The following is a 20,612-nucleotide window of genomic DNA, read 5'->3' on the forward strand; positions in this document are numbered from 1 at the left end:
TGCGCAACTTATCTGGCTCCGAGCCTACCGTCAGGGGATGAGGCTCGGCGAGATGCCACCCCGTCAGTTGGCGTATTGGGCCCACGGGATATTCCAGTCCCCGAAGCCGTCATCGAAGTTGGCAAAGTCGCCCTCGGTGTTGACCACCTGGACGACGTCGCCCGTGGTCATGTTGTCGAAGACCCACTGCGCGCCGTCCGGGCCCAGGCCGATGCAGCCGTGGGAGAGGTTCGTCTTGCCGATGAAGGGCAATGCGGAGTCCGTGGCCTGGTGGATGAACTCTCCGCTGGGCGTCAGGCGCGTGGCGTAGTTGACGTCCAGCTGGCCGTAGTAGGCCGGGTCCCCCGGTTTGAGTCCGATGGTGGAGGCGTCCATGTGCTCCACCCGGTGCTTTTCCATCAGGACGAGGTAGCCGCGGGCCGAGGGGAAACGTGTGTCGCCCATGGTCGCCGGCCACTGCCCTGCCGGCTTGTCGTTGATGCTGACCGAGAACGTGTGGGCCTTGGCGTCGGCGACCGCCACCTTCTTGTCCCCGATGTGGACGGTCACCGTCTTGTTGAAGTTGCCGACCTGCCCGTTGCCCAGTTCGACGCCGAAGAGCTTCATGTCCATCGTGATGGTGCTGTTGGCGGTCCAGAAGGCCTCCGGCCGGTACCTGACGGTGTTGTTGTTGTACCAGTGGAAAGCACCCACCTGGCCGGAGGTGGAGGTGATCTTGATGGCTTCTTCGACGGCGTCCCGGTTGAGGACCGGCTCGCTGAAGGTGATCTGCAGGGGCTGGGCCACGCCCACCTTCATCCCGTCCAGCGGGTAGATGGCTGCGTCGGCCTCGTTGGCCGTGGAGACGGTCGTGAACGAGCGGGTGTTGTGGGTGGTGCGTCCGGCGCCGTCCAGCACGGAGTACGTGTAGTTGTACCGGGTGTTGAACTTCAGGTTGCCGGCTGAGGTCCAGGCGGTACCGTCCGCGCTCTGGGTCCCGTCAATGGTCTCGCCGTCGTCGCTCGTGAGGGCCACCCGATCAATCCGGCCGTTCGTCACCTTCAGGGACACCGGCGCCGCGGGGTTGACCTGCTTGGCGCCGTCGTCGGGAGTGACGGCGAGTTCCGCCGGAGCCACCACCGGATCTGCAAGGCCCGGCGTCGTCCGTGCCGGCGATCCGGCCTCGGAGTAAATCCCCGACTGGGCCAGCCCCGGGGCGGCCGCGGCGAAGGCCCCGCCGCCGGCTGCCAGGGCGCAGACCACCCCCACCAGGGCGATTTTTCGGCCGGTACTCCAGGTTTTCAGGGCCATCACAGGACCCGGGCGTTTCCACACGTCATCCTGCCAGCATAAGGGAGTTACCTTGGAGCCCTTGTCCGGTTACACCACGATCCGGTTACAAAAGGGCCCCCAAAACGGTCACAACAAAGGGCCCCGGACCGTTTGTCCGGGACCCTTCGGAGGGGTTTCTAGTAGCGGTAGTGCTCGGGCTTGTACGGCCCGGCGACCTCGACGTCCAGGTACTCGGCCTGTTCCTTGGACAGTTCGGTCAGCTCCACGTCGAGGGCGCCCAGGTGCAGGCGGGCGACCTTCTCATCCAGGATCTTTGGCAGGACGTAGACCTGCTTCTCGTATTCGCGCTCGCCCTCGGGCTGGCCTGCCTTCGTGAACAGTTCGATCTGGGCGATCGTCTGGTTGGCGAAGGAGTTGCTCATCACGAACGACGGGTGTCCGGTGGCGTTGCCGAGGTTCAGCAGGCGGCCCTCGGAGAGGACGATGATGGAGCGACTGCTCTTTCCCGTTTCGGAATCGGCGGGGAAGACCCACTCGTGCACCTGCGGCTTGATCTCGACCTTCTTGATGCCCGGGATCCGGGCCAGACCGGCCATGTCGATCTCGTTGTCAAAGTGGCCGATGTTGCCCACGATCGCCTTGTCGCGCATGCCCGCCATATGCTCGGCCATGATGACATCTTTGTTGCCCGTGGTGGTGATGAAGATGTGGCCCTCGCTGAGGACGGATTCGAGCTTCGCCACCTGGTAACCGTCCATGGCTGCCTGGAGCGCGCAGATCGGATCGATTTCGGTCACGATCACGCGTGAGCCCTGGCCGCGGAAGGCCTCAGCGGCGCCCTTGCCGACGTCGCCGTACCCGCAGACGACGGCGACCTTGCCGCCCATCAGGACGTCGGTGGCGCGGTTGATCCCGTCAGGCAGGGAGTGGCGGATGCCGTACTTGTTGTCGAACTTGCTCTTGGTGACGGAGTCGTTGACGTTGATCGCCGGGAAGAGCAGCTTGCCCTGCTCGGCGAGCTGGTACAGGCGGTGCACACCGGTGGTCGTCTCCTCGGTGACGCCGAGCAGGAGCGAGCCGATGCGGGTCCACTTCTGCGGGTCGGTTGCGAGGGAGGCGCGCAGCACGTCCAGGAAGACCCGGCCTTCCTCGGACTCGTCCTCGGCGGCGGCGGGCACGGCACCGGCAGCCTCGAATTCGACGCCCTTGTGCACGAGCATGGTGGCGTCGCCGCCGTCGTCCAGGATCATGTTCGGGCCCAGCTCCGGGTTGGCGTCGGCGCCCGGCCAGGTGAGGATCTGCTGGGCCGTCCACCAGTATTCCTCCAGCGTCTCGCCCTTCCAGGCGAAGACGGGGACGCCCTGCGGGTCCTCCACGGTGCCCTGGCCGACCACGACGGCGGCCGCGGCCTCGTCCTGGGTGGAGAAGATGTTGCAGGAAGCCCAGCGGACTTCCGCGCCGAGGGCGGTGAGGGTCTCGATCAGCACCGCGGTCTGGACCGTCATGTGCAGCGATCCGGCGATCCTGGCGCCCTTGAGCGGCTGGCTGGCGCCGAATTCCTCGCGCAGGGACATAAGTCCGGGCATCTCGTGCTCGGCGAGGCGGATCTGGTGGCGGCCCGCCTCGGCCAGGGAAATGTCCGCAATCTTGTAATCGAAAGTCATGTGCATCCTTTGTTGTGGCCGGTGACGTTGCGTGTCTGAAGCTGGGTAATTACGGGCAGTTCTGGCTCTAAGCAGTCATTCGCGGCCGGAGGCGTCCCCGATGGGTGTCCGGCAGGTCTTTAGTTCTCTGCTGGTGCGGGCCGTTTCGTGCGGATTGGCTATTCGGCGGCGTGGCGCGGGGCCGCGCCGTGCTGGCCGGCGTCGTGCTGGCCGGCGTCGTGCTGATCAGCGGGAGCCGCCGCGGCGGCGGGCAGGAGTTCCGGAGGCAGCAGCAGCGGGATGCCGTCCTCAATCCGGTACCGCAGCTTGTCCCCGGACCCGCCGACCGTGACGAGCTCGTCGCCTTCCTGCTCCAAGGCGGACCCGGTGACGGGGCATCGCAGGACAGACAAGAGTTCGGGACTGAGCTTGGGCATAGTGGACGCTCCCTGAAGGGCGCCGCGGAAGGCGCCGGTGGCTTACGGCTTTTTGCAGTTTCCACCCTACCGCCAGTTGGGGCGTTAGGAAGGTTCTCGCAGGACGCGCAGATGCCCGCGCCGGGTGCCTTCGGCTGGGGCCGGGGCTTCCAGGGCCGGATGCAGGGTGCGCTGCCCCTTTACCGGTTCCGCCGCGGCCGGACGGGAGGCGGCCTCGCGGACGGCGTTGGCGAGGGCCAGGAGGTCGTCCGGTCCGGGGCCGGCCGGCGTCGCCGGCATCGCCAGGCGCATGACTTCCCAGCCGCGCGGGACCGTCAGCGAGTCCGCGTGCTGTTCGCACAAGTCGTAGCAGTGCGGCTCGGCGTAGGTGGCAAGCGGGCCCAGGACTGCCGTGGAGTCGGCGTAGACGTACGTCAAAGTGGCCACCGCGGAATTGCGGCAGGCAGACCTCGAACAAAGACGAATAGCACCCACGACATCACAGACTACTCCCCCTGAGGCCGGGGGCCGCGCATTGAACCACCCTTCGGAGTGCCGCAAGTGTGCCGCAGCAATGCCGCGGGAGTGCCGTAGGGTTGTCCCGGGAGTGCGTTGGGCGGCGGTGGCGGCTCGCCGATGGGCCCATATCGCGTAAATCATTCCGCGGGTTTAGAGTCAAGATATGCAGTCATCGCACCACGATTCGGGTTTCACGGTCCGGTTGGCTGACCCCGACGCCGGAGACACAGGCGCCGGTTCCGCCCCCGCTGGCGCACCCGCGACCGGGTCGCCTCCCGCTGTCCGGGGAAAGAGCTTCCGGCAGCGCCGCAGAAACCGGCACGGCCGGGGGCTTCGCGGTGAGCTCATGCTCCCGACGTTGCCCGGCTACCGGACCCGCTCCGACCGCTTCGACGATTTCGTCCTGGACTCGGCCCAGCGGCTGCACGACATCTGGGGCAAACCCCTCGACGGCGTCCGCTTTGCCGTCGACGAGATCCCTCCGGGCTTGGAACAGCTCGTGGCGGACCGCACCCCGGCTCCGATGGGCGCCTTCACGGCCGCGACAGCCGAGGAGGGACCGGTCATCACGCTGTACCGCCGGGTGGTGGAGCAGGCGTGCGGAACCCGGGATGAACTCCAGGACCTGGTGCACGACGTCGTCGTGGAATACACGGCCGAGATGCTCGGCGTGCCTCCCGAGTCCCTCGACCCGGTCTACCGCCGCCGGTACTAGCCGCGCCCCGGGACCGGACGCCGCCGATCCGCCCGGCACCGTGCACCCGCTCGGTCTTGGTACCCGAGCGGTCCTAGTACCCAGCGGTCCTAGTACCCGAGCGTGACGGGGACTTGCCGCTGTCCTGCCGCTTCCGGGGCCACGGCTACCGTGGAAATGTCCTGCCGGCCGTCGCGGCCCAGGAGCAGTGCCCCGTAAGCCGGGTCCCCGGCCGCGGACACCACATAGCCCACCAGCGGCGAACCGCCGACGTCCGAGGGGATCTTGATGGACACTGTCGTTCCGCCGGCAATCTCGGCGGTGGCGGCGGTCCGGATCTTGCCGTCCGCGGTGACGGGAGTATAGGAGACACTCGCGTTGCCGTCGGGCGCGCCGAACACGAGCTGCCGGTCGCCCTCGCGGGGAACCGGCACGATGTGCTGGCTGCCCAGCCGGGCCGACGCGGCGGAGAACGCGATGTCCGCGGCGTCCTCCGGCTGCAGCCCCCGCGTGAGCCGGGTTGCGGCCGCGAAGGAGATATCCGAGGTGGCCGCCAAGGTGTACGTCCCGGCCGGGACCCCGGCCAGGGAGACTTCCGTGACCGCGCCCGCCTTCGCCGTGACCACTCCGCCGCCGGGCAGGGCCTTCTGGCCGTCGCGCCCGTACAACTTGATCTCGACCACGGCGTCGGCCGCCCCGGGGACCGTGATCTCCAGGGCCGGCCCGGCGTCGGCGAAACCGGGCTTCGCCGTGAGCGCGGCCAGGCCTGCCGGATCCTGAATGTCCAGGCCGGAGACCACCTGGCGGTCGGACGGCCCGGCGCCCGGGGTGATGAAGTCGACGCCGCCGGGCGTGAGGCCGCGGAGCACGCTTTGCTGGATGACGGCAGCCACCGGGCCGCCGGCGCTGCGGACCCGCACGCCGAGGCGTTCCTGTCCCGGCGCGAGGCCGGCCAGGACTATGGACCGGGTGCTGCCGGGCGCTACCAGCAGCCCGCGGCTTCCGGGGGCTTGGATCTGGCCCTCGGTGCCGAAGAGGTCCAGGCTCACCGTGGCCGGCGTGCTGGAGGCATTGGTGAGGTTCAGGACCGCCGAGCGGCCCAGGGCCGTGTTGGCACCGACGAGCCAGAGATCGTTGCCCGGTTGCTGGCAGGCGGCGGCCGCGGAGCCCTGCAGGTCTCCGTCTTCGGCAGCGTAGCTCAGGACCGCGCCGGCAGCCGCCTGGCGGTTGTCCTGCGCATCGGCGCTGAGGACGCTGACGTTGTCCACCTCACGCTGGGCCACGACGCCGGCGAGCAGCACGGGAGTGCGGGATGCGGGCGCGGAGGCTCCGGGCGCGGCGCCCTTGGCGATCTCCACGAGGGGGGTCCCCGTGAGCCGGGCAAGCCGGCTGCCGGGAATGACGCCCGCGCTCGAGCCAAGTACGGCGGCGCTGACGGTGGTCTTCGCGGTGGCGGATTCCGGGCTGAACTGGGGGTCGGTGCCCACGGGGGTGCCCTCAAGCAGCCGGGCAGGGCCGGGGCAGACCCCGACGCTGCTGCCGGCCGGCACGGAGGCAACCGGGGCCGCGAGTTGCCGGCTGGCGGGGCTTTGCGGTGTCAGCGACGCCGCCGATACCAGGCCTGCGCCCGCGGCCGCGAGGGCGACGGCGGAGAGGATACCGCCAATCACCCCGCCGCGCGGCCCGCCTTTCTTCCGCAGCCTCGCCCCGGCGACAGCCGGACCAGAAGTGGCTGGACCAGCAGCGGCCTGACTTGTAGTGGCCGGACCAGCCGCAGACGTGCCGGCGGCCGGGCTTTCGGCCGTGGAAGGTTCGGCCGCAATGGTGTCGGTGGCCGGGCCGGTCGGGGTGTCGCCCTTAGACATGCTGATGTTCCTTACGCAGGGAGGCTTCGTCCCTGGACAGGCCGGTGTTGGACCGGCGGGCAGGCATGGGCACGGCCAGGAGAATGGTCAGGCCGATGACAACGGCCTGCACGACTCCGGCCAGGACAGCCCAGGGCGCTTCGTAGCGGATGCTCAGCTGACCGCCCTGGGCGGGCAGCGTGAACGCCTGGGCCCATCCCGAGGTCGTCGAGGTCAGGCGGCGGCCGTCGAGCCACGCGCTCCAGCCCGGGTCGGCGCGGTCTGCGAGGACCACCAGGCGGCCCTCCGGGCCGGCCGGTACGGTGCCGGTTGCCGAAACTTCCTCCGAAGGGAGCAGTGCGACCACCGCCCCGGTGCCGTCCACCACGCGGACCCGGTGCGCGACGTCGGAGTCCTTGACCCCGGGTCCGCCCAGCGGGGTGACCCGCCAGAGCCAGCCCGCGCCGGTCTGGCCGACGGCGACCAGGCCGGGAACGGCGTCCATGCGGCTGGCCGTCAGTTCAGAGGCAGAGTCCGCGACACGGAGCACCACAAAGCCGACGCCGAGTCCTTCGAGGTCCGCCCGCGGGTCCACGCCGTCGCCGGCCACGATGGTGGCCACGACGTTGCGGAGCGACCCGGCCACGGCGTCGTCGTCGCGGACTGTTTCCTTGCCCGGCTCCCCCATGATGTTGCGGGCCGCCGCGATGGTGGACAGTCCGTCCAGGGTGGTGCCGGCGCCGCGCATGAGGGACGCATCGAAGCTTCCGTCCTCGTTGCTGGCAATGATCAGCGTCTTGGCCTGCTCCGGCCCCTCGCCGCGGTCCACCGCCGTGGCGGGAAGGGTGCGGGCCGGGGCCGGCTGGATGAGCCTGGGAGTGCCGAGGCCGGCGGCAGCCGGGGTGGCTGCCGGTGCAGGCGACAATGTCGTGGACTGCAGCAGGTTCTGCGCTGTCCACACGGCCAACCCCGCAAGCGGCGACGCCAGCAGCAGGGTCATCGCGGCCACCGCGGTGCCGCGGAGCAGAATCGTCCGGGCCAGTCCGGTGCCGGCCGCGCGGTCCGCGGCGTCCAGAAGTCCTTCTGCCGCGATGAGGGCTGCCCCAAGCAGCGCGAAGGCCGCAGCCGAAACGGCGGGGCCGGGGAACGGCGTGACCAGGACGTCGGCACTGGCACCGGAGGCCACATGCCCGGCGAGCCAGCCGCCGCCCAGCATCAGGAGCGCCGCCGCCCACAGGCCGCGGGCAGTCCAGGTGCGTCCCGCCAGGACAACCCTGCGCGGCATGAACAAGGCGGCGAGAGCCAGGAGCAGCACCGGCAGCCCAAGCAGCACGGCTAAAAGCAGGGCCCAGGGAGCGCCGGCGAGACCGGCAGAGCCCGTGGCGGACCCGCCGAAAGCGCTCAGTCCGGTGAGCCCGGCGCCTGCGTCGAAACTCAGCGGCTGGCCCAGGGCCTGCTGCCAGAGCGGAGCGGCGTCAAACCCGAGCGGCATGCCGGAATCGGCCAGGAGCGCCCGCGGCCGATCCAGGACAGAGAAGGCGAACGGCAGGAACAGTGCAAGGCTGGGCAGCAGCGCCCACCACACCGTGCGGCCGCGGCGGCCCAGGAGTATGCCGCACAGGGCAATGATGACCACCGATGGCACCAGCAGGGACGGCGCCGCGGCGGTGACCACTGCCAGGGCGAGGCCTGCGGCGGCCGCGGCCGTCCATGAGGGGGTTCCGTTGACGCCGGGGCGGGCGGCCGGCGCGGGCGTGAGCCGCCGCTGGCCTGGCGCCGGGACGGCGTGGACGCCGTGGCCTGCCGCCGTGCCGGTTGCCCGGAGCAGCGCCAGGACGAGGACCGGGATCATGACGTGCGCCAGCAAGGCACCCAGCCGGCCTTGGTTGAGGGCCACTTGGAGTGCCGGCGCCCCGGCCCAGACCAGGGCGGCCGCCAGGCGCAGCCGGCGGCGCCGGGTGAGGGCGCCGGCAGCGAACCAGGCGCCAAGCGCGGACAGCGGCATGGCAAGGATCAACAGCCAGCCAACGGCACCGTTGGCGTCCCCGGCGCCGAGCACACCCAGCACCCACAGGAGGTAGCCGAAGGGATCGCCGTGGCCCGGCAGGCCTGCACCGAGGCTGATCCACCAGGTGGAGGCGTGGTTCCAGATCTCAGAGAGACGCACGGAGACGGGGATCAGCGCGCCGCCGGAAACTGCCGGAGCCCGGAACAGGCTGAGCAGCCCGGCCAGGGAGACCGCGGTCGTAATGAGGACGGCGAGCAGGGCGCCGTTGCCCACCCAGCCGCGCTCAGGGGTGGCGATCGCGGCGAAGTCGTCGGCGTCGCCGGTGGGCTGGTCGGCCAGCGGGTCGGGGCCGGTGAGACTGTCGCCGAGGTCATCCGCGCCCAGCGCTTCGATGAGCGAGCGCCGGTGCGCCCAGACCTCACGGCGCGGCGTCTGCAGCCCTTTCATGACCGAGCGCCGGATCCTGCGGGTGCGCGCTGCGGTGCGCCGCCCGCGGATGACCGCGGCAGGGCGACCCAGCCCGGCAAAGGTGGCAAGAAGTTGGGAGAACCCGTACCCCGGGTCCTTGACGGCGATGCTCAGGACGAGTTTGAAGAGGCTGCCCAGGAGGGCGCCGGCGGCGTGCAGCGGGACTTTCCAGCCGGCAGCGTGCTTGAGCCGCAAGTAGACCTGCGCCTTGCGGGCGGCAGTCGCGTTGCCCAGGGCATGGGGACGGTGCGCCACATGGAACATCCTCGCGCTGGGGACCACCACGACGCGATGTCCGGCGAGGCGGTTGCGCCAGCAGAAGTCGACGTCGTCGCCGCTGCCGGGAAGCGCCGGATCAAAGCCGCGGAGTTCTTCCCAGATGTCGCGGCGGACCAGCATGCCGGCGGAATTCACCGCAAACGTGTCGCTGCGGCCGTCGTACTGGCCCTGGTCGAGTTCGTCGGCGTCGATCAGCGTCAGGCGCTCGGCCCAGCGGCTCGTGGAGAGTCCGACGTCGATCAGCCGCCGCTCGGCGTGCCAGTCCAGTTGCTTGCAGCCTGCCACCGTGACCGACGGCGCGCGCTCGACGGCGTGGAGGAGTTCGGCTAGGGCCTCGGGGGCCGGTGCGGCGTCGTCATGCAGCAGCCAGATCCAGTCGGCGCACGGCGCACGGCCGGCGTCGCCGTCGGTGTTTCCGCCGGCCGTACTGCCTGTCCCGGCGGCCCCTGCCATGCCGGCCGCTCCGGTCGAAGGCCACGGCGCGAGGGCCTTGAGCCCGGCCATGACGGCCCCGCCCATGCCGGATTTGGGGTGGTCGAACACGGTGACGTTGGCTTTGCCCAGAGCCTGCTCGAGAAGGGTTGCGGAGTGGTCGCGGGAACCGGTGTCGACACCAATGACGGCGTCGGCGGGCCGTGTTTGGGCCGCCAGCGCCGCCAGGGTCCTGGGGAGAAAATCACCGCCGTCGTGGGAGACCACGACGGCGGTGACTCGTACTTCTTGAAGAATTAGACTGCTCGCTTCCTAAGCCGGCGCCGCTCGCGCTCGGAGAGGCCTCCCCAGATCCCGAAGCGCTCGTCGTTGGACAAGGCGTATTCGAGGCACTGGGAACGCACGTTGCAGGCGCCGCAGACTTTCTTGGCGTCGCGGGTGGAGCCGCCCTTTTCCGGGAAGAAGGCTTCGGGATCTGTCTGGGCACACAGGGCGTCGGTCTGCCAGCCGAGCTCGCCCTCATCGTCAAAGTCCTGCCGGGACGGCAGCCCGATCCAGACCGGCTGCGCGATGGTGCCGGCGCCGGGCGAATGGAGCTCCATGGGCGGGTCGAGGGGATCGTGGTCCTGGTCCGGGCCGGCAAGGAGTTCATCGTGCGCTGCGAGGAAGGCGGTAGCCGCGTCCTGCAGGGAATCTTTGGTGTGTTCGTTGTAGCGGTCAGCTGCGTCCGGATCGGCCGGATCTACATACCAGTCACTCGGCACACCTCGTGAACGGTATTTCGCCGTGGCCTGGCCGGCAACTACGGCATCTTCATGGATACGCTCTGCTAGCCCCATGGCGTCCCCCTCCTGATTTGCAGCCACTGCAAGACCCCCTTGGACACTCGGTTGAGTGCCGGTTTATGCGCAGTGGCTATAGATAACTAATTACACGTGTGTAAGTATCCGGGAGTCAAGCCACGGCGGAGATAATAATCAACTTGAAACACAAAAGGGAGGCACGCCACGCCCGGTATTTTTCCCGCGCCGCCCGCAGAAACCCGCGAAATAATCAGGGTACTGAGCACTTTTGGGGGTATTCCTTGAATTTTCGGGAAATTTTCCGTGCCGCAGCCCGAGGGGTAGCCGGCGGCAGGATCCCGGGCATGACGGACATCACACCGCGGGCGGACGGAGGGGCCGTGGCAAGATGAAGGCATGAGCATTCCGGCAATCGAACTGATGACAGCGTTGCGGTCCGGCCAGTCCACGGCGCCCCGGCTGACCTGGTACGGCCCCGATTCCGAGCGGGTGGAACTGTCCGGCCGCGTGCTGGACAACTGGGTGGCGAAGACGTCCAACCTGCTGCAGGACGAGCTCGATGCCGAACCCGGCATGCGGCTGCGGCTGGACCTGCCCGCCCACTGGAAGTCCGTGATCCTGGCACTGGCTGCCTGGCAGCTGGGCATGGAGGTGGTCTTCGACGACGCGGAGGCGGAGTTGCTGGCCACTGCGGATCCCGGCCCCGGCGCCGCGGCAGGCGGGTTCGATGCCGTCCTCGCGGTGTCGCTGCCGGCACTGGCGATGCGGTGGCCGGGCGAGCTGCCCACCGGCGTCCTCGACTACGCGGCCGAGGTCCGCTCCCACGGAGACTTCTTCATGCCCCACATTGACCCGGAAGCCCAACGCCCCGCGGTTCGCACCGCGGGCGGGACAACCCACGCACACGGGGCGCTCCTGGACGATTTCGCTGCCGAGCACGAGGCCGGCCTGCGGCTGCTCGTTCCGGCCGAGGATGGCCTCGAGATGGCCCTTGCTCAGTCGTTGGGGAGCTGGAAGGCTGACGGCTCGGTGGTCCTGGTGCACCCCGACGTCGAGGTGACCGGCAAGCTGCGTTCCGCGGAGCGCATCAGCGGAATCTGAGCGCGCTCAGCGGAAAGTAAGCACCAGGCCGGCCTGTTCTGCCTAGGGCATCAGGCCGGTGCGTCAGGCGGCCGGGCCGGGCAGCTCGGGATCTTTGACGGCCTCTTTTACGGCCGTCGCGGAAACACTGGCGCCGGGCTCCTGACCATGCTGCATGTGCGGATGCCGCTCAATGATCTCGTGGTCGTGCGAGAACTCCGGCTCTTCGTCGAGTTCCTGGTTGAACACGAGGAAGCGGTACGCGAAGAACCGGACCACGGTCGCGACCAGAATGCCGACGACGCCGGCCAGGAACAACATGTTCTTGTCGGTAATTCCCATGCCGTACTTCGCGAGCGCAGTCAGGCCGGTGGAGATGCCGATGCCGATCCCGTTAATGATGATGAACATCACGAATTCACGCAGCACATTGGCCTGCCGGCGGTGCCGGAAGGTCCAGAATCGGTTGGCAACCCAGGAAAACACCGTCGCGACGCTGGCACCGAAGAAACGGGCCTTGGCTTCGCTGTCGGTCATGGGACCGTGCATCAGGTAATACGTCAGTCCGTTGTCGATGACGAACGCGATGCCGCCGACGGCGCCAAACTTGGCCACTTCGCGCCAGAACAGCGAGGCCAGTCCGCGCATGCGCTCTGTAAGTGTAGTAATCATGACCCTCCGTGGCCTTTTGGAACTGTCGGCCTTTGGGCCAAACGCCCATTTTAGCGCCGTTTCCCGGGAGACCGCCCTCGCGGACCGTCGCGACGGCGGCCTGCGCACCCGACGCCGGACTGAGTCCCGGCGGGCCCCGAAGCATCGATTCGGCGCTGTTCCCGCACTCTTCCGGGGCTCTTCCCGGGCTTCCAGTGGCCAAAAGCCGGGTTCCCGCGAGGTTTTCGGTAGGCTGGGACTTGTGACTTTTCCTGTAATCGGTGTTGTTGGCGGCGGCCAGCTTGCCCGCATGATGGCCCCTGCCGCCACCGCCCTGGGCTTCGAGCTCCGTGTTCTCGCCGAAGGCGAGGACGTCTCTGCCGTCTCTGCCGTGGCCAACGCCCCGGTCGGTGACTACAAGGACCTCGACCACCTGCTCGAGTTCTCCCGCGGCCTGGATGTTCTGACCTTCGACCACGAACACGTCCCCACGGCCCACCTGCGGTCCCTGATCGCGGCCGGAGTCAACGTCCATCCCGGTCCGGATGCCCTGGTCAATGCCCAGGACAAGCTGGTGATGCGGGCCGCGATCGACCGGCTGGAACTGCCCAACCCCCGGTGGGCCGCCGTCGCCAATGTCGCGGACCTCGTCGCCTTCGGTGAGGAGACCGGCTGGCCGGTGGTGTTGAAAATGCCCCGCGGCGGTTACGACGGCAAGGGCGTGCGGATCGTGTCGTCGGCCGAGGACGCGGGCGGCTCCGCCGACTGGTTCGAGGCCATGTCTCCACTGCTGGCCGAGGCCAAGGTGGAATTCAGCCGCGAGCTCTCGGCCATGGTCGCCAGGACCCCGGACGGTGAATCACGCGCGTGGCCGGTGGTGCACACCATCCAGGTGGACGGGGTGTGCGATGAAGTGATTGCCCCCGCCTTGGACATTTCCCTCGATGTGGCCGCGGCCGCCGAGAACGCCGCCATCCGGATCGCCAACGAACTCGGCGTGACAGGTGTCATGGCTGTCGAGCTCTTCGAGACGCCGGGCGTGGGTGCGGGCTTCCTGATCAACGAGCTCGCCATGCGCCCGCACAACACCGGACACTGGACCCAGGACGGCTCGGTGACGAGCCAGTTCGAGCAGCACCTGCGGGCCATCCTCAACCTGCCGCTGGGTGCGACGGACCTGCTGGGGCCCGTCGTCGTCATGAAGAACTTCCTCGGCGGGGCCAACCAGGACCTCTTTTCGGCCTACCCGGCCGCCCTCGCGAGCGAACCGGCCGCGAAGGTGCACTGCTACGGCAAGGCCGTCCGGCCCGGGCGGAAGATCGGCCACGTCAACCTTGTCGGGACCTCCGCCGCCGACGTCGACTCCGTGCGGCAGCGGGCCACCACCGTGGCCGACATCATCCGGAACGGCCGGGCCCACGCCGGCACAAGCGCGCCAACCCCCGAGGAGACCGCATGAGCACCGCACCCGATAACGCAGCAGCCCCACTCGCCGGCGCCGGTTCGGTCACCCCGATCGTGGGCCTCGTCATGGGCTCGGACTCGGACTGGCCGGTCATGGAAGCCGCCGCGGAAGCCCTGTCGGAGTTCGGGATCCCGTTCGAGGCCGACGTCGTCTCCGCGCACCGGATGCCCACGGAGATGATCCGCTACGGCCAGAGTGCCCACGAGCGCGGCCTTCGCCTCATCATCGCCGGTGCGGGCGGTGCGGCGCACCTGCCCGGCATGCTCGCCTCGGTCACGCCGTTGCCTGTGATCGGCGTCCCCGTGCCTTTGAAGACCCTCGACGGCATGGATTCGCTGCTGTCCATCGTGCAGATGCCCGCCGGCGTCCCGGTCGCCACCGTTTCGATCGGCGGGGCGCGCAACGCCGGCCTCCTGGCCGTGCGGATGCTGGCCTCGGGCACGGACGAGCTCGCGCTCCAGCTGCGGGCGGACCTTATCGACTTCGCCCAGGAACTCAACGACGTCGCCACCCGGAAGGGCGCGAGCCTGCGGGAGAAGGTCAGCGAAGTGTTCGCCGAAGGAAACGTCGCCCCGCGTAGCAGCCAAAAAGGCAGCCATTAGGGATCTCCACATGAGCAACGGCTACGCCCCCGCGCGCGGCACCGAGAGCCCCGGGCAGTCCCGGCAGGCACCGAGCGACCCGGTCCGGAATCCTTCCGGCGCCCCGGCCCCGGTGCTGACCAAGCGGGCGTTCGTGCTGATCATCATGACGCTGCTGGTTCCCGGCAGCGCCCAGATCGTCGCGGGCAACCGCCGGCTGGGACGGGCCGCGCTGCGCGTGACCGTGACGCTGTGGGCACTGGCCCTGCTTGCCGTGCTGCTCTTGTTCGTCTCCCGATCCACGCTGATCAACATCCTCACCGGCCCGGTCCCCTCGCTTCTGCTGGTGCTCGGCCTGGCGTTGCTGGCCCTCGGCTGGGCCGCCCTGTTCCTGAACACGTTGCGGCTGATCCGGCCCGGCCTGCTCACCCCCCGGATCCGCCCCGCGGTGGTGCTGACGCTCGTGCTGGCCATGATCCTCATCAGCGGTTCCCTGGGATACGCGGCCTATCTGCTCAACGTCAGCCGGGACGCCATCGGAAGTATCTTCTCCGGCTCCGGCCCCACCCTGGAGCCCTCCGACGGCCGGTACAACTTCCTCATGATGGGCGGCGACGCCGGGGCGGACCGCACGGGCCGCAGGCCGGACAGCCTCTCGGTCATCAGCGTCGACGCCAAGACCGGCGGCACGGCGATCATCTCCGTTCCCCGCAACCTCCAGAACGCCCAGTTCAGCGCGGAATCCCCCATGCGCAAGGTGTACCCGGACGGGTACAACTGCGGCGACGAATGCCTGATCAACGCGATCAACACCGAGGTCACCAACGAACACCAGGACCTCTATCCCGGAGTGGCGGACCCCGGGGCGCAGGCAACCCTGGAGGCGGTCTCCGGCACGCTCGGCATCAAGGTCCAGGCCTACGTGCTGGTGGACATGGACGGCTTTTCCAAACTCATCGACGCCATGGGCGGCATCCGGATCAAGGCCGGCGGCTGGGTCCCCATCAGCGGCCCCGTGGTGGATGAGGCCAACGGCATCCATGGCATGCCGGACGGCTGGATTCCGGCCGGCGACCAGACGCTGGACGGCTTCCACGCGCTCTGGTACGGCCGGTCCCGGGAGTTCGTGGACGACTACGCCCGCATCCAGCGCCAGCAATGCGTGCAGCAGGCGATGCTCAAACAGCTCGACCCGGCAACCCTGCTGACCAAGTTCGAGGACATCGCCAAGGCCGGCACCAAAGTGGTCGAATCGAACATCTCCTCCGGCCAGCTCGGCAGCTTCGTGGACCTGGCCATGAAGGCCAAGGGCCAGAATGTCAGCCGCCTGACCATCGGTCCGCCCGACTTCGACGCGGCGTTCTCCACGACCCCGGACTTCGACGTCATCCACGCGCGGGTCGCCAAACTGCTGGCCGGGACGTCGGCGGGAGCCGCCGGGGCCGCCGGAGCGGATGGCAGCGCCGCGAAGCACGGGACGGCCGCCGGGCCGCCCTCCGCCGCAGCAGCGCCCGCCGGAGCAGCACCGACCGCAGCAGCGCCAGCCGGAGCAGCGCCGGCCGCCCAGCCCTCGCCGTCGGATTTCACCCCGGTCACCACGACCCCGGACGGCCAGCCGATCACCGAAGAGATGCTCAACCAGTTCAAGCGCAACGGCGACGAACAGTCCATCCGCGACCTCGTCGCCACCAACGGCCAGTGCACGCCGCTCTAGGGCCCGGCCGCACGGCGGCCCATGCCGGCTGCTCGCGCCTGCTGCCCGCGCCGGAGGCGCGCAGATCAGAGCGACCAGATCAGAGTGACAACCCTTCATTGACCAGATAGGTTCCAGGCCATGTACGAACTTGAGAACGTCCTCCGGCCCTACGCCTGGGGCTCCCCGACGGCCATCGCCGACCTCTTGGGCCGGCCAGCCTCCGGCGGTCCCGAAGCGGAGCTCTGGATCGGCGCCCACCCGGACTCTCCGTCCGTCGCCCTGACGCCGGCGCCCGGCGGAGAGGGCCGGCATGCCCCCGCATCGCACAACGGCGGACGACTGGCGCTGGACGCGCTGATCGCCGAGGATCCGGAACACTGCCTGGGCAGCGGGAGCGTGGCCGCCTTCGGCCCGCGCCTGCCCTTCCTGCTCAAAGTTCTCGCGGCCGCGACACCGTTGTCCCTGCAGGTTCACCCCACGCTCGAACAGGCGCGGGAAGGCTTCGCCCGGGAAGAGGCTGCCGGGGTCGACCATGCCGCCGCGGAGCGCAATTACAAGGACGACAACCACAAGCCGGAGATGATCTTCGCGCTCACGCCCTTCGAAGCGCTCTGCGGTTTCCGGCCGGCGGCGGAATCGCGGGCCGTATACCTGCACGTGGCGGCCTGCTTTGAGCTGGCGGGGCTGGAACTGCCGCCGCTGATCCCGCAACTGCTCGAGGACCTGGCGCAGCCGGACGAGCCGACGGCCCTCAGGTCCGCCTTCGAACGGCTGATCACCGGCGGCGAGGACGTCTCCGACACGACGGCCAGGGTTGCCGCCGTCCTGACCTCCGGCGCTCCCATGGCGGAGCACGAGGCCGCGCTCTCGACCGTGCTCACGCTCAACGGCCAGTACCCGGGCGACCCGGGGGTCCTGATTTCGCTGCTGCTGAACCGGATCTCGCTGGCGCCGGGCGAGGCCGTCTACTTGCCGGCCGGAAACGTCCACGCCTACCTCCGCGGCCTCGGGATCGAAGTCATGGCGTCCTCGGACAACGTGCTCCGCGGCGGGCTCACGCCGAAGTTCATCGATGTGCCGGAACTGCTCAAGACGGTCGCGTTCGAGGCAGTCGCCGTGCCCATGCTCCCCGCCGAGACCACCATGCTGGGCCAGGAACTCTTCCGGCCGCCGTTCCGGGAATTCCAGCTCCAGCGGATTGAACTGGCGCCTGGTGCGGAGCCCGTGCCGCTGGCGCAGTCCGGTGCCGCTGTCATCATCGTCACAGCCGGCTCCGTCCGGCTCGACTCCCCGAAGGGCGAGCTCCGGCTGGACCGCGGCGCCAGCGCCTTCCTGGCCGCCGCCGAGGCCCCGGTCAACGTCCACGCCGTCTCCGGGGCCACCGGCACCGCCCTCGCATTTGCCGTCACGACCGGATTGGAAGCCTGACACCATGGACTATTTCCTGCAGAGCCCGCAGTGGGCAGAGTTCCAGCGTGCGCTGGGACGCACGGTCCACGAACAGTCCGGACCCGGGTGGCGCTTCCTCGCCGTCGAGGAATCCAACCCGGCCGGGAAGCTGCTGTACTCCCCCTACGGTCCGGTCGCTGAATCGCTGGCGGCGTTCGACGCCGCGCTGGCGGCCCTGACGGACCTCGCCCGGAACAGCGGGGCAGTGTTCGTCCGGGTCGAGCCCGTCACCGCGGGGTTTGAGGCCGCCGAGGCCGACGCTGTCCTCCGCAGCCGCGGCCTGCAGCCGGCTCCGGTCAACCAGCAACCGGAGCTGAGCTGGATTGTGGACCTCGACCGGGACTTCAAGGACGTCCTGGCGGACATGAAGCCGGTGAACCGCAACCTGTTCCGCAACATCCACAAGAAGGGCGTGACCTTCCGCTCCAGCCAGGACCCGGCGGAAATCTCCGTCCTCCTGGAGTTCCTGCACATGACGGCAGCCCGGAACGGCTTCAAGCCGCAAAGCGACGAGTACCTGGGCCAGGTGGCCCGCTCACTGATGCCGGCCGGCGCCGCGACGCTGTTCATCGCCGAGCTCGACGGCCACCCCATCGCCGCCGCCCTGGCCTACGATTCGGCCGACACCCGGACCTACGCCCATGCGGCCCTTGATGACACGCACCGCAAGCTCAGCGCGGGTATTCCCCTGCTGGTCACCCTGATCGCGGATGCCCAGGCAAAGGGCCTGAAGCACGTGGACCTCTGGGGCGTGGCACCCGCGGACCAGCCCGACCACAAGTGGGCCGGGTTCACGGCGTTCAAGAAATCGTTCGGCGGCCGCGAGATCGCCTATCCGGGAACGTGGGACCTGCCGGTCCGGAAGGTCCGCTACGGCAGCTACCAGCTGGCCCGCAAGGGTGCCCAGCTCGCGAAGAAGCTGCGCGCCCGGTCCCGCCCCCTCACGAACAGTTAGTCGGCAGCAGCCGACGGCGGGAGAACGCACCGCCCCCAGTTGGCACCGCCGGCCGGCGTCGTCAGCCGGCAGTCGTGATCGCGTGCCGCTGGGCGTCATAGGCGCTGGCCACCATCTGCTCCACGGAGTGCCGCATCTTCCAGTTCAGATCGCGGGCGGCCAGCGTGCCGTCGGCCACGATCCTGTCAGGATCCCCCGCCCGGCGCGGGCCGATCTCCGGCTCGAAATCGATTCCCGTGACCTTGGCCATCGCCGTCATGATCTGGCGCACGGAAAGCCCGTCCCCCGATCCAAGGTTGTAGACGCGCTCCAGCGGCGTCCCGGCGGCAAGGGCCTGGGCGGCCGCCACATGCGAGGTCGCCAGATCGGCCACGTGCACGTAGTCGCGCACACAGGTGCCGTCCGGGGTGTTGTAGTCGATGCCGTTGATGCGCGGCGTCTTGCCCGCCGTGAGCGCCCGCAGCACGATCGGGAAGAGGTTGTGGGGGCTTGTGTCGTAGAGCTCGGGCGCCCCTGAGCCGACCACGTTGAAGTACCGCAGCGAGGTGTGCTTCAGGTCCCGGGCCCGGCCCTGGTCCCGGATGAGCCATTCGCCGATGAGTTTGCTCTCGCCGTAGGGGGATTCCGGGTTGGTGGGGGTGGCCTCGGTGACGATGTCGCCGGTGGGCGTGCCGTACGTGGCTGCGGACGAGGAGAAGACCAGTTTGTCGACCCCGGTGAGCTCCATGGCCTTGAGCAGCTGGGCGGTGCCCGTGACGTTTTGTTCGTAGGTCAGCAGCGGCTCCTGGACGGACACCCCGGCGTACTTGAACCCGGCCAGGTGGATCACGCCGGTCACCGCGTGGTTCCGCAGGGTGTGGGCCACGAGGTCGGCGTCGAGGATGCTGCCGTGGACGAACGGCACATCGGCCGGAACGAACTCACGGTGCCCGCTGGAGAGGGAGTCAATCACCACCGGATGGATCCGGGCGCCGCGCAAAGCGGAAACCACATGAGAACCGATATATCCTGCACCGCCAGTTACGAGCCACGTCATGGCTCCACCCTACCGAATCCGCCGGCGCTGCCACCGCCCTGCGGTAACTGACACGGCAATTGACACCGGGGTTAAGACGACGAATCCCGGGGCGCGGATGCGGCCCCGGGATTCGTCGTCAATGCTGGTGCAGCGCAGTGCGGCTGCGCAGGTGCTAGCTCTTGCGGGCGTAGCCTTCCCACTTGCTGGCCTGGTGCTCGCCGTCCACGAAGCGGATGGTGCCGGACTTGGAGCGCATCACGATGGACTGGGTGAGGACCTTGTCCTTGGAGTAGCGGACGCCCTTGAGGAGGTCGCCGTCGGTGATACCGGTGGCCGCGAAGTAGCAGTTGTCGCTGGAGACGAGGTCGTTGGTGGACAGCACGCGCTCGAGGTCGTGGCCGGCGTCGATCGCCTTCTGCTTCTCGTCGTCGCTCGTGGGCCACAGCCGGCCCTGGATGACGCCGCCGAGGGACTTGATTGCGCAGGCCGCGACGATGCCTTCCGGGGTGCCGCCGATGCCCATGAGGGCGTCGACGCCGGTGCCGGCACGTGCCGCGGCGATGGCGCCCGCGACGTCGCCGTCCATGATGAACTTCGTGCGGGCGCCGGCTTCGCGGATTTCCTCCACGAGGGGGCGGTGCCGGTCGCGGTCCAGGATCATGACGTTGAGCTGGTTGACCTTGACGCCCTTGGCCTTGGCGATGAGGTGCAGGTTCTGCTTGACCGGCAGGCGCAGGTCAACCATGTCGGCCGCTTCGGGACCGGTGACGAGCTTTTCCATGTAGAACACGGCGGAGGGATCGAACATGGACCCGCGTTCGGCCACGGCGAGAACGGCCAGGGCGTTGTTGATGCCGAGCGCGGTCAGGCGGGTGCCGTCGATGGGGTCGACGGCGACGTCGCACTCGGGGCCGGTGCCGTCTCCGACGTGTTCCCCGTTGAAGAGCATCGGGGCTTCGTCCTTCTCGCCTTCGCCAATGACCACAACGCCGTTGAAGTGGACCGTCTGAAGGAAGGAGCGCATGGCGTCGACGGCGGCGCCGTCGGCCTTGTTCTTGTCGCCGAAGCCCACCCAGTGACCGCCGGCGATGGCCGCGGCCTCGGTGACGCGGACAAGTTCCAGTGCGAGGTTGCGGTCAGGCTCGTCGATCCCGACGGCGAGCGAGGGGGAAAGCGTGGAGTACTTCTGGGACATAGGCGCTGGTGTCACGTGAACCTCTTCTTCGAGTGGCGGTCGTTGAACCCGTACGGCCAGGATCGATCCGTCGCGGTGATTCGTCTGCTACTGATCATAGTCGCGGCAACCTAGCCAGGTCATGGGATGACCGGTGCGTGACGC

The 20,612-nt window shown here is 69.0% G+C and carries 17 protein-coding genes; 7 read left to right on the forward strand and 10 right to left on the reverse strand.

Features of this window, described 5'->3' with window-relative positions; genetic code table 11:
- Positions 1-63 precede the first annotated feature (63 nt).
- From ACVWZ7_RS05490 to ACVWZ7_RS05505, 4 genes are all read right to left on the reverse strand, one after another.
- Positions 64-1,290 carry a L,D-transpeptidase gene (locus ACVWZ7_RS05490; protein ID WP_456507220.1) on the reverse strand — a complete coding sequence of 409 codons (1,227 nt, stop codon included), beginning with the start codon at positions 1,288-1,290 and terminating at the stop codon, positions 64-66.
- A 158-nt stretch (positions 1,291-1,448) separates the two neighbouring features.
- Positions 1,449-2,936 (reverse strand): adenosylhomocysteinase, encoded by a 1,488-nt coding sequence (gene ahcY / locus ACVWZ7_RS05495; RefSeq protein ID WP_344364132.1) that lies wholly within the window; start codon positions 2,934-2,936, stop codon positions 1,449-1,451.
- Positions 2,937-3,094: 158 nt separating this feature from the next.
- Positions 3,095-3,352: a Trm112 family protein gene (locus ACVWZ7_RS05500; RefSeq protein ID WP_456507221.1), complete on the reverse strand. Its 258-nt coding sequence runs from the start codon at positions 3,350-3,352 to the stop codon at positions 3,095-3,097.
- An 84-nt stretch (positions 3,353-3,436) separates the two neighbouring features.
- Complete coding sequence (locus ACVWZ7_RS05505; RefSeq protein ID WP_344364137.1) at positions 3,437-3,826, reverse strand: DUF3499 domain-containing protein; 390 nt, start codon at positions 3,824-3,826, stop codon at positions 3,437-3,439.
- A 187-nt stretch (positions 3,827-4,013) separates the two neighbouring features.
- Here ACVWZ7_RS05505 and ACVWZ7_RS05510 point away from each other — a divergent pair, with 187 nt between their 5' ends.
- Positions 4,014-4,565 carry a metallopeptidase family protein gene (locus tag ACVWZ7_RS05510; RefSeq protein ID WP_116766024.1) on the forward strand — a complete coding sequence of 184 codons (552 nt, stop codon included), beginning with the start codon at positions 4,014-4,016 and terminating at the stop codon, positions 4,563-4,565.
- 89 nt (positions 4,566-4,654) lie between these two features.
- Here ACVWZ7_RS05510 and ACVWZ7_RS05515 read toward each other — a convergent pair whose 3' ends face one another.
- The 3 genes from ACVWZ7_RS05515 to ACVWZ7_RS05525 are packed head-to-tail and all read right to left on the reverse strand — an operon-like array spanning position 4,655 to position 10,414.
- A complete protein-coding gene (locus ACVWZ7_RS05515; protein WP_456507222.1) occupies positions 4,655-6,409 on the reverse strand; it encodes a DUF5719 family protein in 1,755 nt (584 codons plus the stop codon).
- On the reverse strand, positions 6,402-9,842 hold the full coding sequence (locus tag ACVWZ7_RS05520; RefSeq protein ID WP_456507223.1) for a glycosyltransferase: 3,441 nt from the start codon (positions 9,840-9,842) through the stop codon (positions 6,402-6,404). The genes ACVWZ7_RS05515 and ACVWZ7_RS05520 overlap by 8 nt, the downstream gene beginning before the upstream one ends.
- Before the next feature lie 29 nt (positions 9,843-9,871).
- Positions 9,872-10,414 (reverse strand): WhiB family transcriptional regulator, encoded by a 543-nt coding sequence (locus tag ACVWZ7_RS05525; protein WP_091250744.1) that lies wholly within the window; start codon positions 10,412-10,414, stop codon positions 9,872-9,874.
- Between the two features lie 360 nt (positions 10,415-10,774).
- Here ACVWZ7_RS05525 and ACVWZ7_RS05530 point away from each other — a divergent pair, with 360 nt between their 5' ends.
- Positions 10,775-11,479: a TIGR03089 family protein gene (locus tag ACVWZ7_RS05530; protein WP_344364145.1), complete on the forward strand. Its 705-nt coding sequence runs from the start codon at positions 10,775-10,777 to the stop codon at positions 11,477-11,479.
- Positions 11,480-11,542: 63 nt separating this feature from the next.
- Here ACVWZ7_RS05530 and ACVWZ7_RS05535 read toward each other — a convergent pair whose 3' ends face one another.
- Positions 11,543-12,130 carry a GtrA family protein gene (locus tag ACVWZ7_RS05535; protein ID WP_344364148.1) on the reverse strand — a complete coding sequence of 196 codons (588 nt, stop codon included), beginning with the start codon at positions 12,128-12,130 and terminating at the stop codon, positions 11,543-11,545.
- Positions 12,131-12,419: 289 nt separating this feature from the next.
- On the opposite strand from ACVWZ7_RS05535, the gene ACVWZ7_RS05540 reads away from it, so the two are divergent.
- The 5 genes from ACVWZ7_RS05540 (at position 12,420) to ACVWZ7_RS05560 (ending at position 18,255) form a co-directional block, all read left to right on the forward strand.
- Positions 12,420-13,568 (forward strand): 5-(carboxyamino)imidazole ribonucleotide synthase, encoded by a 1,149-nt coding sequence (locus tag ACVWZ7_RS05540; RefSeq protein WP_237563329.1) that lies wholly within the window; start codon positions 12,420-12,422, stop codon positions 13,566-13,568.
- Positions 13,565-14,176 carry a 5-(carboxyamino)imidazole ribonucleotide mutase gene (gene purE, locus ACVWZ7_RS05545; RefSeq protein ID WP_116766019.1) on the forward strand — a complete coding sequence of 204 codons (612 nt, stop codon included), beginning with the start codon at positions 13,565-13,567 and terminating at the stop codon, positions 14,174-14,176. Before ACVWZ7_RS05540 ends, purE begins: the two co-directional genes overlap by 4 nt.
- Positions 14,177-14,186: 10 nt before the next feature.
- Positions 14,187-15,869 (forward strand): LCP family protein, encoded by a 1,683-nt coding sequence (locus tag ACVWZ7_RS05550; RefSeq protein ID WP_456507224.1) that lies wholly within the window; start codon positions 14,187-14,189, stop codon positions 15,867-15,869.
- 120 nt (positions 15,870-15,989) lie between these two features.
- A complete protein-coding gene (manA, locus tag ACVWZ7_RS05555) occupies positions 15,990-17,279 on the forward strand; it encodes a mannose-6-phosphate isomerase, class I (RefSeq protein ID WP_456507225.1) in 1,290 nt (429 codons plus the stop codon).
- 4 nt (positions 17,280-17,283) lie between these two features.
- Positions 17,284-18,255 (forward strand): lipid II:glycine glycyltransferase FemX, encoded by a 972-nt coding sequence (locus ACVWZ7_RS05560; protein ID WP_456507226.1) that lies wholly within the window; start codon positions 17,284-17,286, stop codon positions 18,253-18,255.
- Between the two features lie 61 nt (positions 18,256-18,316).
- On the opposite strand, the gene galE is transcribed toward ACVWZ7_RS05560, so the two are convergent.
- Positions 18,317-19,291 (reverse strand): UDP-glucose 4-epimerase GalE, encoded by a 975-nt coding sequence (gene galE / locus ACVWZ7_RS05565; protein ID WP_456507227.1) that lies wholly within the window; start codon positions 19,289-19,291, stop codon positions 18,317-18,319.
- Between the two features lie 154 nt (positions 19,292-19,445).
- Positions 19,446-20,468: a class II fructose-bisphosphatase gene (gene glpX / locus ACVWZ7_RS05570; protein WP_175460428.1), complete on the reverse strand. Its 1,023-nt coding sequence runs from the start codon at positions 20,466-20,468 to the stop codon at positions 19,446-19,448.
- Positions 20,469-20,612 lie beyond the last annotated feature (144 nt).

The sequence above is a fragment of the Arthrobacter sp. TE12232 genome (assembly GCF_054062615.1).

What these genes read in the sequence shown, in the direction of transcription:
- ACVWZ7_RS05490 (WP_456507220.1), bottom strand. Translation starts at nt 1,290, where the DNA reads ATGGCCCTGAAAACCTGGAGTACCGGCCGAAAAATCGCCCTGGTGGGG.
- ahcY (WP_344364132.1), bottom strand. Translation starts at nt 2,936, where the DNA reads ATGACTTTCGATTACAAGATTGCGGACATTTCCCTGGCCGAGGCGGGC.
- ACVWZ7_RS05500 (WP_456507221.1), bottom strand. Translation starts at nt 3,352, where the DNA reads ATGCCCAAGCTCAGTCCCGAACTCTTGTCTGTCCTGCGATGCCCCGTC.
- ACVWZ7_RS05510 (WP_116766024.1), top strand. Translation starts at nt 4,014, where the DNA reads ATGCAGTCATCGCACCACGATTCGGGTTTCACGGTCCGGTTGGCTGAC.
- ACVWZ7_RS05515 (WP_456507222.1), bottom strand. Translation starts at nt 6,409, where the DNA reads ATGTCTAAGGGCGACACCCCGACCGGCCCGGCCACCGACACCATTGCG.
- ACVWZ7_RS05525 (WP_091250744.1), bottom strand. Translation starts at nt 10,414, where the DNA reads ATGGGGCTAGCAGAGCGTATCCATGAAGATGCCGTAGTTGCCGGCCAG.
- ACVWZ7_RS05530 (WP_344364145.1), top strand. Translation starts at nt 10,775, where the DNA reads ATGAGCATTCCGGCAATCGAACTGATGACAGCGTTGCGGTCCGGCCAG.
- ACVWZ7_RS05535 (WP_344364148.1), bottom strand. Translation starts at nt 12,130, where the DNA reads ATGATTACTACACTTACAGAGCGCATGCGCGGACTGGCCTCGCTGTTC.
- ACVWZ7_RS05540 (WP_237563329.1), top strand. Translation starts at nt 12,420, where the DNA reads ATGATGGCCCCTGCCGCCACCGCCCTGGGCTTCGAGCTCCGTGTTCTC.
- purE (WP_116766019.1), top strand. Translation starts at nt 13,565, where the DNA reads ATGAGCACCGCACCCGATAACGCAGCAGCCCCACTCGCCGGCGCCGGT.
- ACVWZ7_RS05550 (WP_456507224.1), top strand. Translation starts at nt 14,187, where the DNA reads ATGAGCAACGGCTACGCCCCCGCGCGCGGCACCGAGAGCCCCGGGCAG.
- manA (WP_456507225.1), top strand. Translation starts at nt 15,990, where the DNA reads ATGTACGAACTTGAGAACGTCCTCCGGCCCTACGCCTGGGGCTCCCCG.
- ACVWZ7_RS05560 (WP_456507226.1), top strand. Translation starts at nt 17,284, where the DNA reads ATGGACTATTTCCTGCAGAGCCCGCAGTGGGCAGAGTTCCAGCGTGCG.
- galE (WP_456507227.1), bottom strand. Translation starts at nt 19,291, where the DNA reads ATGACGTGGCTCGTAACTGGCGGTGCAGGATATATCGGTTCTCATGTG.
- glpX (WP_175460428.1), bottom strand. Translation starts at nt 20,468, where the DNA reads ATGTCCCAGAAGTACTCCACGCTTTCCCCCTCGCTCGCCGTCGGGATC.